We start from the raw sequence: 15,104 nt of genomic DNA, 5'->3' as shown, positions 1-15,104 counted from the left end.
AAATTTCGACCTAACTCAGTCAAGGTCAGTGTCTTACATTCAATCAGTGCCTTAGAGGCCAGCATCAAGCTGTTTAATCGTTTTAGGTGAAGTTCTGGGCAGTATTGGTGTAAAGAATGTTGTAGGATATTGGCTTCGCGCATCTTGTTGTCCAAGTGTAGTTTTTAGCGAAACCATTTGATCATGCAACAAGATGCGCTTCCACCCTAATTTGATGATTTATTTGTAAATCATCAGGGGATTCTTCAGGGCTAAAGTAGCTCGACTTATAACGGGGTGGTATTGGCGCAAAATCAAGACCATGTTTAGCTAGCACTTGGTGCTCAAACTTCTCTACATCGCTAATTTGAGTGTCGGCGCTGATAGAGTGCCATTCCATATCTAACAAGGCCGCTGACAGGTACTCAACGGTATCAAAACCTTGGCCAAACTTATTTGCCGCTAAGATTTTATCAAGCAGCGCCTTAGGAATTGGCTCACCCGTTTTGTAGTGTTTGGCATAGTTAGCAATCACAGCAGGGTCGATATTCCAATCTTCGTTAACCTGTGATGGGAACTCAACAAAGTCACGTGCGGTTGATGTGCCAGCCACGCTTGGGTATTTCACCTGCGAGAATAAACCGTGTATCGCATGGCCAAATTCATGGAACAGAGTGGTCACTTCATCGAAGGTCATTAGCGTTGGGCCATCGGCTGGCTTAGGAATATTAAGCGCGTTATAGACAACGGGCTTAGTGCCGAGCAGACCGCTTTGGGTGACGAACTCATCCATCCACGCGCCGCCGCCTTTGCCTTCACGGGCATAGGGGTCTAGATAGAATAAGCCAATAGAACTGTTATCTTTATCAAAGACTTCAAAGGCTAAAACATCGGAATGCCACACGGGTAAATCAGTACGCGGTTTTAAGCTGATGCCATACAATTTATGCATAGCGAAAAACAGCCCGTCTTTCAGCACAGTATTAAACTCGAAATAAGGCTTGATACTGCTTTCATCGAGGGAGTATTTCTCTTTACGCACTTTGTCGGCGTAGTAAGCCCAATCCCAAGGTTGCAGTTCAAAATCACCGCCCGCCTTTTTGATTTCAGCTTGAATATCAGCCGCCTCCACTTTGGCGCGAGCTAAAGCTTTTGGCGCTAAATCATCGAGGATTTCATACACAGCGGCTGGTGTTTTCGCCATTTGATCGGCAACCGCATAGGATGCCCAAGTATCAAACCCCAGTAAATTGGCTTTTTTAGCACGTATTTGCGCCATTTTGACAATCAATGGACCATTGATTGTGACGGCTCTGTGCGCCGAGGTTTCCCATACTTTTTGGCGCAGTTCACGGTTGCTCAGGCTAGAAAGCACAGGTTGGCGTGTCGTGTTGACTAAAGTAATCAAATAGCCTTCTTTACCCGCAGCTTTAGCAGCCGCAGCTAAAGTAGCAATTTCGCTGTCGGATAAACTGGCTAACAGGGCTTTATCAGTCACAACAATCACATCATCTTTAAATGATTTTAAGCTGTTTTGTGAAAAGTCCGTCGCTAAGGTTGCAAGCTCAGCGTTAAAGTCGCGCATCTTAGCTTTATCATCAGCCGACAATTTCGCGCCAGCGCGGACAAACTGCTCATAGTAGTATTCAACTAAACGCTGATCTTCCGCATTTAGGCTGCTCTTTTGCTGGTATACGGCTTCAACACGGGCAAATAAAGTCGGATCGAGATAAATATTATCTCGGTGGGCAGATAGCTTAGGTGCAAGATCCGCTTCGGTTTTCTGAAAATCATCATCAGAAATCAGACCTGCGAGATTAAAGAAGGTACGCGATACGCGCGTTAACAATTCACCCGAGGTTTCCATGGCAAGAATGGTATTGTCAAAACTAGCCGCCTGTTTGTTATTCACAATCGCAGCGATTTCTGCATCGTGAGCTTTAATGCCCTGCTCGAAGGCGGGGGCATAATCTGCAGACTGAATAAGATTAAATTGCGGCGCTTGATCTTGCAGTGGACTCTTGCTCAGCAGCACATTAGTTGCTTCGGCTTTGGCGGCGGATTGAGTCGCAACGGCATTTTTGGCTTCATTGGTGCTTACAGCAGGCTCGTCTGAACAAGCGCCAAGTAACAATGCCGCAGCTACGGCTGTGGTAATAACGGACTTACGCATATTAACTCCCTTGGATGTTGCTGCCCTTTCGATTGTATTTTTAAGGTGAAAGGTGCGCGCAAACGGATTTTGGCTTTCGGTTTACAACAGTCTGTTTTAACGAACTTGTGTAGCTTCGTACGTCAATTTCGATGAACTACCTTAACAAGTTACGCGCATTTCAGCCAAGTTTTACCCGCCCAGAGCACAGCTAATTTGTATCACTTTATGTGTATTACCCGTCTAAATAAGCCTATGCCAACGCTACGCTAAACCTAACTCACCTCAATCAAGCCAAGAGACATGCGAGCATAAGTGATCAACATTGGCTAAAATTTGATGTAAAAGAATTATTTAAAACAATTCTACTGAAGTTTTACGTCAAATATCCCCGACGTAGACAAGGGGCTGAGCAAATAAAATGCCATTCCAATAACAAATATTAATTCTTCTTAATAAACTGTTTACTGTAATTATTTAAACATTGCCGTAACAAATAAACAGGCTAAACGGCTCACTATTTAGGCAAGCAAACCTTGAGTCACAATTTGAAACAGCTTTTATCCGATTAATGTCACATTCAGATCATCAAATGTCTTTATAATTCCCGCTCGTTAACTTAGCGGCAAATTAACCTAACAGTTAAATTACGCTGAATTAACGGGATGATGGGCATGTTCTTTTACGGAGCATGCATTGGGGTCAAATAAATATAAATAGAGATAACTATGTTAAATAAGAAAATACTCGCAGTGATGATCACTGCCGCCCTTGGTGTAAGCGCCTGTAATTCTGATGACGACAAAGTCGTTCAAGCCGATTTACGGGTACTCGAAACCACAGATCTGCACACAAATATCATGGATTTCAACTACTACAGTGGCAAAAATGACCCAACTATCGGTCTAGCCCGTACTGCAAGCTTAATCCACGCTGCACGCAACGAAGCCAAAAACAGCGTACTCGTCGACAACGGCGATCTGCTGCAAGGCAGCCCAATGGGCGATTACATGGCTAAAGTTGGCCTGCAAATGGGTGATATTCATCCAGCCTATAAAGCCATGAACCTATTAGATTATGAAGTCGGTAATATCGGTAACCATGAATTTAACTATGGTTTAGATTTCTTAAATAAATCCATTAGTGGTGCAGATTTCCCTTATATCAACTCAAACGTTTATTGCGCCGACGAAAATGGTTGCTGGAATGAGGTTAAAAAAGGTGAGCATTTATTCACCCCTTATATCATCAAACAAAAAAACATCATCGACAATGAAGGTAATAATCAAACCATTAACATTGGTTATATTGGTTTTGTGCCACCGCAAATTCTATTGTGGGATAAACAAAATCTGACGGGTAAAGTGACGGTCGAGGATATTATTGAAACCGCGAAAAAATATGTCCCCGAAATGAAAGCCAAAGGGGCCGATATCATTATCGCCATTCCTCACTCTGGCATTGGTTCAACGGAAAATCCTGGCGATCCTATGGCTGAAAATGCCACTTACGCTTTGACTTATGTTGATGGTATCAATGCGATTCTATTCGGCCACAGCCACTCTATCTTCCCTGATACTAAGTATGCCGACTTACCCAATACCGATGTCACTAAGGGCCTACTGAACGGCGTCCCAGCAGTGATGCCAGGTCGTTGGGGTGATAACTTAGGGGTTGTTGACTTTAAACTTGAACGTAGAGATGGTAAATGGCATGTCCTTAGTTCGAAAACGCAAGCTCGCCCCATATATAATGGTGCGACTAAGGAAGAGTTAGTTAGCCAAGATCCCGCAATTAAAGATGCAGTCGCAGCCGAGCACCAAGGAACCCTCGCCTTTGTGGATGAACCTATCGGCGTTGCCGCAGCCGACATGTACAGCTTCCTTACCTTAGTGCAGGACGACCCTACGGTACAAATCGTTTCCGATGCGCAAATCGCTAACGTGAAAGCGAAATTACCTGCAGCATTAAAAGGGTTGCCAGTGCTATCAGCCTCCGCCCCCTTTAAAGCGGGCGGTCGCCACGGTACAACCAGTGATGCCGATCAATTTGTGCAAGTTGATAAAGGCCCACTGACCTTCAAAAACGCCGCCGATCTGTACCTGTATCCCAATACTATGGTGGCCGTCAAAGCAACGGGCGCCGAATTGAAAGATTGGCTCGAGTGCTCAGCGAACCAGTTCAATCAAATTGACCCTGCAAAAACCACCCCACAAGGTTTAATCAATTGGGATGGTCATCCAACCTACAACTTCGACGTACTGGATGGCTTAACCTATAAAATTGATGTGACCCAACCGAGCAAGTTTGACCGCGATTGCGCCGTCGTTAATGCCAACGCAAACCGTATCGTTGATTTAAGCTATAAAGACGAAAACGGCAAAGTCATCACAGGTGAAGAATTTGCCGCGAAAGAATTTATCGTCACCTCAAATAACTACCGCGCCTTTGGGGGTAAGTTTGCTGGTACTGGTAGCGACCATGTGGTACTTGAACTGCCCGATACTAACCGTGAAGCGCTAGCTGCTTATATCACAGCGCAATCTAAGTACAACGAAACCACAGGTAAGTACGAAGCTATGGTCAATCCAAGTGCCGATTACAACTGGGATTTCAAAACCATCACTACCAACGTCACATTAGACATTCGCTTCGAAACCCAAGACAGTGACAAAGCCGCTGCCTTTATCGAAGCCAATAAACAACGTGAAATGAAGAAGATAAGCAAAGATGAACTGGGTTTCGCCGTTTATAGCATCAACCTAACCAAATAAGCGTTCAATCCCGAAATATCATGCTCAAAAAGGCTCATCGTGAGCCTTTTTTATTCCCTACCGATTAAATTAACGCTAATCTGCGCGCTATAAACAGTGTGTCGCCATTTAGTTCATCATGCTCCACACTAAAGGTTAAACCTGCTTTGTGTCGCCAAATATCTGCCTTATTATTTAGCGGCGTCCTCGCAACAACAGAGAAAGCTTATGAAATATCAATCAATCTTATGTGCCACTGCGTTAATGCTGGGCGCAGTGCAACCTGCAACGGCCGATGTTCATCTCAATCTGCCTAAAAATGCTGAAGTGCTAACGGTCAATGGCAAGCCAGCCGTAAAGAGTGGCGATCTCGTTTTAGCTGATGGGACCAATCAGATTGCCTTCCGTTATGCCGCGCAATATCGACAACAAGCTGACTCAGTACATTATCTCTCCGACGTGCTCATCGTCCGTTTTGATGCGTCAGCACAAACACTCACGCTGACACTTCCCGCCATCAACTCAGCCAGAGATGCAAAGAAATTTGATGAGTCACCTAAGCTGACACTATTAAATGCTCAAGATGAAGCCGTGGGTTTTACCAGCGATAAATTGATTAAGAATGGCATTCAACTGGGACGGGATTTCGAACACGAGATACTGCAGTACAACCTTAGCAATCATCCTGCTTCATTAAATCTCACTATGAATACCGCAACAACGCAAGCAAGCGACGCCATTGCACCCGTATTGGCAAGCCAGCCACAAATACGCCAAACAGCAGTAGTCACATCCACGAGCTTGATCGCGCCAGCTGTTATGTCGTCAGCAGCCACAGCGAACAATGATAAGGCTCAGCTAACGACTTCAGTGACTTCTACAACCGCACCTAGTCAAGCTGAAATCAGTCAAATGCTGGATTACTGGTACAAACAAGCTAACGACAATACCAAAGCCAGCTTCAAAGCTAAAATAAACAAAGAGTGACCCATACCGCTTCAGTTTATCTATTTAAAACCGCCAGCTTAGTGTCACATATGAACTGGCGGCTCTATTAAAGCTTAGTAAAACTAATATTTCAGAAATATTAAAACTCAGTAAGTCCATTTTCACTTCACAGCTTAATGTCATTTAACACAGCAAAGCTGCTAAGCAACAAATGGTGCGAGTGCCTGTAAAGGTGTTATTTATATATTTGGTAGAACAAATTATAAATATAAAAGACATATCATTTTACAGTCTTCGTAGACTATTATTTATCAACTCGCTTTATAAAATACAGTTAAGCATTTGTAGATAAAAGACTTATCACTTAATTAACTACAAAGAATTCGAACTGAGTAAAATCGAATAGTCTCAGTTCCTCCAGCCAACATAATTAACTATCCGCAAAGCGTTATTTCATAATTAAATATTTTTAAAAATCAAAACCTTGAGCAAGGATAAATACTATTTAGCCTACACATTTAACCGTATGCATTATGATTTACGCTATATCTTTTGGCTAGATCCAGAAACAAATGTAACAAAAAATGTCATAAAGGCATTATTTAGCAAGAGTCATTATCAGCTTCAAAGCCTCACTAAGCATGAAAAGATCAATGCTCTAATCCTATTCCATAAAAAACATTCAACCTTTAGACTTATTCAACCTTCAACCTGCTCATTCTTTATACTGATTTAAACTCTCCCCATCAAATGTTAGAAATAAGTTGCCTAAATGATAGGGCGAAAAATTACTAATCAAGTAAAAGGAATAACATGATGGAACTTAAATTAAAAAAAGCTGAGTTAGTGAATCTGTCCCATGATAAAAAAGTCTTACCTAGCGAATTAACACCACAAGTTGCTGGTGGTGTGATAACTCGTGCTTGCGGAGAGTTGACTGCCAATGCATACACCTGCCCTTCTGATCGTACAGGTAGCACTCATCGCTGCTGTCAAATCCCTTAATACGGGGTTCAAGTAACCAAATAGGTTGTGACGTCACAATATAACACAGCATATTTTATCAGTAGATGTGTAAAGGGCATATCCACTATGCCCTTTTGACTTTCTAAATGAGCCAATATGTAGAAGCTGTACTTCATGGAAATAAAGGAAGGTGGTTCAGTGCAATTTAATCAACCCCATCAGTCTAGCCTTGCTAGACAGGCATTGAACGACATAGCTGCGCTATTAGTGAAAGATGCCAAACAATCATTAGAGCAGCAAGGAGTTGGTTTGTTAACTGGCTTAGCTGGGCAACAATTATTTTTCTGGCAATTACATAAACAGTTTCCAGAACTAGCATGCCAACATGAATTTTCAGCACGAATGACATTAATAGAAGAGCAAATACCATTCCTACATTCACAGTTCGCGTTTGGCTATGGACTGACTGGTGTCGCTTGGCTATATGAATTTTTTTTGCATGAAGGGAATTACCAAGCGGAGTTTAATCACAATACTGATGTGCTCTTACTACAACATTTACAACAGAACGACTGGACTGGAGAATTGGAATTTATTCGCGGACTAAGTGGTTTTGCAGTCTATATAGCGCGGCGTCAAACCGCGGAATTAGGCTTACCTTTGGCCCAAGCGTTATTGACACTACTGGAACAGCAATGGCATCAATTTGCCGATGGTACTGGTGCTTGGGAAGTGGCAACAAACTCTTTCTTTAGATTTAATCAGGCAACAGATGACCCTGAATGTAATTTAGGATTAGCTCACGGAGTCCCTTCAATCATTGCCTCTCTATTACCATTATTAGCGCATCAGCAACTACACAGCCAAATTCAGACGTTGTTGCAAGCCAGTTGTCAGTGGTTAATTCAGCAGCAACAAACATCAGAGAAATTTGGTAGTTGCTTTGCGTACATCACAGAACAACCGTGCCAGTCACGACTCGGTTGGTGTTATGGCGATGCCACCATAGCCTTAACATTGCTGCGAGTGGGCAATGCAATAAACCGTGATGACTTTACCGCCGCTGGTAAGAACATTGCCTTAAAAGCCGCTCAGCGTAGACTAAAAAGCAGCCAAGTACAGGATGCAGGTATCTGTCATGGTAGTGCAGGTTTGGCTTTAATCTTTCAAGTCATAACACGCTATTACACCGAATCCACTCTTTCACAGGCTGCACAATATTGGTTTGAACATACATTAGCACTATATCAAACATCAGGACTCGACGGTTTTAATGCCGTGCGCGAACAAGATAATTCAAACTGCCGCCTACAAGACCATGGCTTACTTGGAGGCTATGCCGGTATAGGTTTAGTGCTATTGATGGCCTTCAACGTAGAAACTAATTGGCTAGATGCGCTTTTATTGACCAATAATTGATTTCGATGTATTGGCTATTTTTATAACAAGGGATTGTTTATGAGTGTAGAGGTTTTGCAAGCCGCGGATTTTTTTGTTATCCGGGCACCTAGATCAAGTTTGTCTCAACTACGAAAAATACCAACAGAACCTACGGCCTTAGTCGATTTTCTCGCCAGTTGGTTAGCAAACCCAGCAGTACAAGAAGCCTTATATCTTGCAAGTCCTTCATTGATGGAACGATTGCCTAATTGGCAACTGCAACCACACAGTAAAGCGGCAATTAAAATAACTAACTCCTTATTGAAATATTTTATTCGGTTTAGCTCTAGAGCGACGCCATTTGGGTTATTTGCAGGCGTAGCCTTGGGGCAAGTAGCAAATGAAACGCGCTTACAGTGTGATAGCATGCTGCGAGATAAGCGCCATACCCGCTTTGACATAGCCTATTTAACTGCAATTCGAGCCCAGTTAAGTGAACCAAATAAGGCCGAGAAGTGGCCGTTATTGTGCTATCAAGCAAATCCGACGTTGCAACAACAGAGCGATGGTCTGCATTATATTGAACCGTATTTTTCAGATACTGAGCAAAAATATCGTTTAAGTACCTTGGTATTAGATGAATATTTGCTTGCTATGCTGCAACTGGCGAAGAAGGAAGGGAGCTTTGCTTCGTTACAAGATGGATTTCAACAACTCTATCCTACGGCGAATACTGCAAGCATACAGGATTATATTAAGCAGTTACTTACTGCCGGTGTGCTGCAAGTCAAATTACCACTAACATTAACTTCTGGCTCCCCAGATCAAACTTTTATTACGGCGTTACAAAGTATGGGCGCTACAGACAGTGCTGATATATTGCAACGAGCTCTCACTCAGTTAAACAGCATGGATAAACAACCTGTTAACCCGCTTAAGCAATATCAAGAAATTTATCATAGCTTGCAAACACTGCCGTATCCTGTAAGCGAGAATCGCCTATTACAGACTGATATTTTGCGCTCATTTTCACAGTGCCAATTAGCACAAGCAGAAGTCTCTGCCCTGATGCCTGCATTATTAGCATTATTAGCGATACGAAAACCTTATAAAACACCACTTAATGACTTTAGCCAAAAATTTGAAGCAAGATTTGGTAGCCAGTATGTGCCACTGTTGACCTTATTAGATGACGAAGTTGGTATTTCATTCTCCAGCGATATTGGCTACCACACTTCCTTGTTAGCAGGGTTAAATATCACCAATCGTCCCTCCCCCACACAAAATGTTATCGAACCATTGCAACAGACGATTATCGCTGCTCTAAGTGATGTAACCCCAAGCGAAACTGTGCTGAAATTAACAAGTGATTCGTTATTGTCTAAACATGAAAGTGCGACATTAATGGCTAAGTTACCCGCTTCCTTCGCGATTAATTTGTCAGCGTATCAACAAGAGGATGGCCGAGTTATTTACTATTATCATGGTTGCTATGGTCCTTCAGCAGCGAATTTACTCGGACGTTTCTGTCATTTATCAACAGATATGCTGCAACAGGTCAAACAACATTTATCTCAAGAAGAAGCGCATTCTCCAGAAGTCCTTTTTGCAGAAGTACTACATATGCCCGAGGGGCGTCCAGGCAATGTCATCGCTAGACCAACATTAAGAGCCTATGAGATTGTTTTTCTTGCTGACAGTCACTTAGCAAACGAGTGGCAAATCCCAATCAGCGATCTATTGGTCTATCAAGAAAATAACGTGTTATGTTTATGGTCACAGCGACTACAAAAAAGAATAATTCCCCGTTTATCCTCTGCCCATAATTTCAGTGATCGTAGTTTAGGGATTTATCGGTTTTTATGCTCACTTCAACATCAAAACTTACAAATGCCTCACTTCTCCTTACCTGATAGCCTGCATAAAGCAAAACGAGTTCCAAGGATCATGTTAGATAATCTGGTCCTGCAAGAGGCCCACTGCAATATTTCAGTAGCACTATTGAAACGCTTATGGCAAGAAGGCCAGTTTGTTGAATCCGATTGGCAACAACTGCAGAAAGAATATGGTTTAGAGCGTTATATGAGCTATGCCATAGCCGACCATGTGTTACTGATCGATCTGCAAAATAATATGATGTTCCAAATGTTGTTGGCAGAGGTAAATCATAAAAGCCACATTAGGTTGAATGAAGTGCTCGCGATGAAATACCAACCTTTACTGCAAGGGCCAGATGGCCCTTATCAACATGAAATAATTGTACCGCTGTCAAATAGTGCCGCAACCCCATACTTAGCACCACGCATAGCACCATTGACGAGCTCAACCAATGACAAGTGTAGGCATTTCGCGCCTGGCTCAGAATGGCTCAGTGTCAAATTGTATGCAGGGCAAAGTAGTGTGGAGCAACTGTTACTAAAGCAATTGGCACCATGGCTAACGCAGATGCAGCAAGATGGTGTGCTCAAACATTGGTTCTTTGTACGCTATGGCGATCCTGATTGGCATCTACGGCTACGATGTTTTGGGGAGCCGGAACGATTATATGGGGAGTTACTACCCGCACTAAATCGCTTATTAGCGCCATCTCTAGCCAGTGCAGGCTTACATTGCATTGAGTTGTTCACTTACAGGCAGGAGACAGAACGTTACGGGGGTGAGCATATGATGCCTTTGGCTGAGCACTTTTTCTGTTTGGACAGCCAGTTTGTGTTGCAGGCAATATTATTCAGTCAACAAGATGACAGCTTGAGGTGGCGCTTAGCCATTTTAGCGATAGATTTAATTTTAACTCAATTCGATTATTTACCCGCCGAGAAATTTAAACTGATCGATAATTTGCGGACAGGATTTGCACAAGAATTTAAAGAAGGCTTAGAGTTACGCCAGCAAATGGGCGATAAATATCGATACTATCAGTCACAATTACAACAAGATCGCCAATTATTAGATTGGCATAACCAAGCTATTGAGCCATTCAAACAACAAATTCAGCAGAGTTTACAGCAGTTTTCATCTTCGATTACACCATGTTGTCAGGCAATGTTGGCATTATTTGAGTCCCAACAAGCACAAGGTAGTCGCGATAGTTTACTAGGCTCATTATTACATATGTTTACTAACCGTTTATTCAAGGCTTATGGTCGAGAGCAAGAGTTTGTCGTTTATGACATGTTACGCCGTATCTATCTAAGCAAACGCGCACAACCAGTACGAGGTTTATCGCAATGAGCGATTTATTTCGAAAAGAAGTTGTCTTGCAGCAACAGCAAAGATTACAAGGGGAAGTAAGTTTAACCCAGCCAGTTAGTTTTATTGGTTTCACAGTATTGATTAGCACGCTTTTTTTATGTGCATTACTATTTTTGTATTTTAGCGAGTATCAACGCAAAGAACATGTGCAAGGTTCTATCGAGCCAGCCATTATGGCGATTCGTTTGCCCACGCCTAAATCAGTCAACGCAGGGCATCTTTTAGTACAAGTTGGCGAGCAAGTGCAGCAGAATCAACCTTTAGTACAACAGCTGAACCTCCCAAATACGATGGGAAAATCATTTTTACTAAAAGCTCCTTTTACAGGAACGGTTACCGAAGTTTTATTGCCGTCTGGAGAGGATATCGGCCCATCAAAACCCTCAATATCGTTATTACCGCAACCAGAAACCTTGTTCGCAATTGTATATATACCCTCAAGAGTTATAGGACAACTCACATTGGGGCAGGAGCTACAAATGCGCATAGAGGCACTTCCCTATCAACATTTTGGTGTGCAAACAGCCACTCTAGTTGAGATAGGAAGTCAGCCTATAACCATAAATGAATCGCAACCCTTATCAGAGCCGAGTTATAGAGCCATTTTAGCATTAACGGAAGACGCAAAAAAATTGCCACTGAGAGCAGGTATGGGATTAGAGGTTGATATTAGCTTCGCGCCACGCAGACTATTGGAGTGGTTGTTTACACCAAATGTTGATGATAAGGGTCAAAACTAATGGCAACACTGCAAGAGAAGTTTAGAACTTGGTCTGGCCGCCGCTTACCCATGATCGTTCAAACTGAGGCTGCGGAATGCGGCTTAGCCTGTGTAGCTATGGTGGCCAGCATGCATGGCTATCAAACTGATTTAAATAGCTTAAGACAACGTTTTTCGCTATCGCTAGAAGGCTGTACCTTACTGGATCTGATGCATATTGCAGAGCAGTTGCAACTCAGTAGTCGCCCACTGAAAATTGAATTAGAAGAATTATCCGACTTAGCTACGCCATGTATCTTGCACTGGGATCTCAATCACTTTGTGGTACTAAAGTCAGTGAACGCTCAACACTGTATTATTCATGACCCAGCTTTAGGAGTGCGGCGAATATCCCTAACAGAAGTGTCAAAATCATTTACTGGTATCGCTTTAGAATTGACACCGACAGCTACATTTACTGCAGAACAAGCTAAACAATCACTAACATTCTCATCCTTTTTTTCTAAGATCACTGGTTTAAAGCAATCGTTAGGGTTGTTACTCAGTTTGTCCGTTTTTTTACAGCTGTTTATTTTAGCCTCACCTTATTACATTCAACTCGTGGTAGACGCCGTTATTATCAGTAATGATGGTCAGTTGCTATTTGTGTTGGCGTTAGGCTTTGCCTTGTTACTATTATTTGATGTTGCCACCAATGCTTTACGCAGCTTAGTGCTACTGAATTTCAGCAGCCAACTTAGTGTGCAGCTAGCCAGTAACCTCTTCCATCACTTAGTGCGGCTACCATTGGCCTATTTTGAAAAACGTCATATGGGGGATCTGGTATCACGATTTGGTTCTTTAAGGCAATTACGGGAACTGCTGACTACGGGCATTATTGAAGCCATCATTGATGGTTTTATGGCGCTAGGAGTTCTATGCATGATCTTCTTTTACAGCCCGTTATTGTCTCTCGTCGTGCTAGTGGCAGTGCTAGCATATTGCGCCTTGAGATTAGCGTTATATCGGTCCTTACGCTTAGCCTCAGAGCAGCAAATTCTAGCTTTAGCAGGTGAACAATCTAACTTTATGGAAACGATCCGAGCAATTCAAACGGTTAAGCTATTTGGTTTTGAAAGTCAGCGAGAAGCGATTTGGCAAAATCACTATGTTAAAGCAACGAACAGGACCATTACGCTCGGGAAATATGAAATTTCGTATCAAATAATGAACAAATTGTTATTTGGTACAGAAAATATTGTAGTGATCTATCTTGCTGCAGAATTAGTAATGGTGGGCAGTTTTACCACAGGAATGTTATTTGCATTTATTGCCTACAAAGCCCAATTTATGGAGCGTATGAGCAAGTTGATCGAAAAGTTAATTGAATATCGCATGCTGAGTTTACATTTTGAACGGATTGCAGATATTGCCCTAACAGCCAAAGAGCAAACTTATCCACCACAACCAATGCAGCATAAAGTGGCCGGAAATATCTGTCTACAACAGGTTAGTTTTAGTTATAGCTCCGTCGCTGAGCCAGTGCTATACAATTTAGCATTACAAATAAACGCCGGTGAGTCGGTTGCAATTATAGGTCCATCCGGTTGTGGTAAGAGTACCTTAATGAAACTGTTATTAGGGCTATTAACACCAACCGAAGGTGAGATTTTAATCGATGACATACCGTTGGTGAAATTAGGATTAGCTCAATATCGCCAGCAAGTCGCAGCTGTAATGCAAGAAGACCGATTACTTGGTGGGACAATAGAAGATAATATTACTTTTTTTTCGGAAAAAATTGACGTCGAAAAGCTCACTCGTTGTGCACAAATGGCAGCAATACACCAAGATATTTGTCAGATGCCAATGGGCTATAAAAGTTTAATAGGCGATATGGGCTCAGCACTATCCAGTGGGCAAAAACAACGGTTAATTTTGGCGAGAGCGCTGTATCGGGAACCGAAGATTTTATTTATGGATGAAGCAACAAGTCACTTAGACATTGTCACTGAGTCTGTTGTTAATCAAGCGATGAAAAAATTGAATATCACCCGAGTGGTAATCGCCCATCGGCCCGAAACCATTAAAGCTGCAGATAGAGTCATCGATTTAACACAACTTCTACAGCGACCAGCAATTAACAAAGTAAGTTAAATAAAATCAAAATATTGCAGAATTGTTTATGCACTCTATCGACTTAAGCGTGTCAGAAGGCTACTTTTATAGTAACACCCGTGATTCAGAAAATAACTTGGTCAATTCGATAGTTGAGTTACTTATGACATAACTGACAAGAATAGACCTAAGATAAGCAAGCACCTAAAAGCTTGTTATTATCAGATAGAGATTCACTCTTCTACGTTAATCACATGAATGAGAGCAATGTATAGGGGATTAAGACAAATTGCAGACGCAAAAAAGCCAGCTTATTCAGCTGGCTTGGTTACATCTCAATGAGATAATTAGGCGCTTGGCGATGACCTACTCTCACATGGGGGTGAAATCATAGCGCTATCAATACGGAGTATTTAGCCATGATTGAACGCGAAGAAGCTTGTCTTCGTAGCCGGGGAGTCCGCTTAGCGGCGGGCGACCGCCATGGATGGTGGAAGTGTCAATATTGGAGGAACATTTATTGACCGACATCGAGATAAGTTTTCGCGAAGCAAATAAACACAAAAACCCTAGCGGTTTAGGCTAGGGCTTTGGTGTTTATTTGGATGCTTGGCGATGACCTACTCTCACATGGGGAGACCCCACACTACCATCGGCGCGTTTGCGTTTCACTTCTGAGTTCGGGATGGGATCAGGTGGTTCCACAAGGCTATTGTCACCAAGCAAATTCTGTTTATTACCGTGTCCATCGCTGGCTCACGCTAATAATAATTCGGAAAGCTGATTTGCTTTGTTTGAGTTCAACAAGTACAAGGATGTACTTGATGTCATAAATGCAGGAGCATTTTATGACCAC

Annotated in this window: 7 protein-coding genes, 1 rRNA gene and 2 pseudogenes; 7 read left to right on the top strand and 3 right to left on the bottom strand. The window is 42.4% G+C overall.

What is annotated here, in order from left to right:
• Positions 1-143: pseudogene (locus tag L5M49_RS24190) on the bottom strand (IS4 family transposase); the annotation flags it as partial.
• Between the two features lie 107 nt (positions 144-250).
• A pseudogene (locus L5M49_RS24185) lies at positions 251-2,152 on the bottom strand (M3 family metallopeptidase); the annotation flags it as partial.
• Between the two features lie 707 nt (positions 2,153-2,859).
• Between L5M49_RS24185 and L5M49_RS24180 the strand changes: the two are divergent.
• From L5M49_RS24180 to L5M49_RS24150, 7 genes are all read left to right on the top strand, one after another.
• Positions 2,860-4,905 carry a bifunctional 2',3'-cyclic-nucleotide 2'-phosphodiesterase/3'-nucleotidase gene (locus L5M49_RS24180; protein ID WP_263266960.1) on the top strand — a complete coding sequence of 682 codons (2,046 nt, stop codon included), beginning with the start codon at positions 2,860-2,862 and terminating at the stop codon, positions 4,903-4,905.
• 207 nt (positions 4,906-5,112) lie between these two features.
• The gene (locus L5M49_RS24175; protein WP_263266959.1) at positions 5,113-5,871 is read left to right on the top strand and encodes a DUF2057 domain-containing protein; all 759 of its coding nucleotides are present in this window, start codon (positions 5,113-5,115) and stop codon (positions 5,869-5,871) included.
• Positions 5,872-6,645: 774 nt separating this feature from the next.
• Entirely contained in the window at positions 6,646-6,837 is a 192-nt protein-coding gene (locus tag L5M49_RS24170) for a hypothetical protein (RefSeq protein WP_147250506.1), read from the top strand.
• Between the two features lie 135 nt (positions 6,838-6,972).
• Complete coding sequence (locus L5M49_RS24165; RefSeq protein WP_263174728.1) at positions 6,973-8,217, top strand: lanthionine synthetase LanC family protein; 1,245 nt, start codon at positions 6,973-6,975, stop codon at positions 8,215-8,217.
• A gap of 39 nt (positions 8,218-8,256) precedes the next feature.
• Complete coding sequence (locus L5M49_RS24160; protein ID WP_263266958.1) at positions 8,257-11,409, top strand: lantibiotic dehydratase; 3,153 nt, start codon at positions 8,257-8,259, stop codon at positions 11,407-11,409.
• Entirely contained in the window at positions 11,406-12,170 is a 765-nt protein-coding gene (locus tag L5M49_RS24155) for an HlyD family efflux transporter periplasmic adaptor subunit (RefSeq protein WP_263266957.1), read from the top strand. The genes L5M49_RS24160 and L5M49_RS24155 overlap by 4 nt, the downstream gene beginning before the upstream one ends.
• Positions 12,170-14,287: a peptidase domain-containing ABC transporter gene (locus L5M49_RS24150; RefSeq protein WP_251071152.1), complete on the top strand. Its 2,118-nt coding sequence runs from the start codon at positions 12,170-12,172 to the stop codon at positions 14,285-14,287. Before L5M49_RS24155 ends, L5M49_RS24150 begins: the two co-directional genes overlap by 1 nt.
• Before the next feature lie 568 nt (positions 14,288-14,855).
• On the opposite strand, the gene rrf is transcribed toward L5M49_RS24150, so the two are convergent.
• Positions 14,856-14,971: ribosomal RNA gene (gene rrf, locus L5M49_RS24145) — 5S ribosomal RNA — on the bottom strand.
• Between the last annotated feature and the right edge of the window lie 133 nt (positions 14,972-15,104).

The sequence above is a fragment of the Shewanella sp. SM74 genome, assembly GCF_025653725.1.
Classification (GTDB): domain Bacteria; phylum Pseudomonadota; class Gammaproteobacteria; order Enterobacterales; family Shewanellaceae; genus Shewanella; species Shewanella oncorhynchi.
Note: the sequence above shows the minus strand (reverse complement) of the source record. Positions and strands in the feature narration are given on the sequence as shown.

Bases quoted from the DNA above. Each gene is read 5' to 3' on its own strand.
- L5M49_RS24155 (WP_263266957.1), top strand. From the start codon at position 11,406: ATGAGCGATTTATTTCGAAAAGAAGTTGTCTTGCAGCAACAGCAAAGA.
- L5M49_RS24160 (WP_263266958.1), top strand. From the start codon at position 8,257: ATGAGTGTAGAGGTTTTGCAAGCCGCGGATTTTTTTGTTATCCGGGCA.
- L5M49_RS24180 (WP_263266960.1), top strand. From the start codon at position 2,860: ATGTTAAATAAGAAAATACTCGCAGTGATGATCACTGCCGCCCTTGGT.
- L5M49_RS24165 (WP_263174728.1), top strand. From the start codon at position 6,973: ATGGAAATAAAGGAAGGTGGTTCAGTGCAATTTAATCAACCCCATCAG.
- L5M49_RS24175 (WP_263266959.1), top strand. From the start codon at position 5,113: ATGAAATATCAATCAATCTTATGTGCCACTGCGTTAATGCTGGGCGCA.
- L5M49_RS24170 (WP_147250506.1), top strand. From the start codon at position 6,646: ATGATGGAACTTAAATTAAAAAAAGCTGAGTTAGTGAATCTGTCCCAT.
- L5M49_RS24150 (WP_251071152.1), top strand. From the start codon at position 12,170: ATGGCAACACTGCAAGAGAAGTTTAGAACTTGGTCTGGCCGCCGCTTA.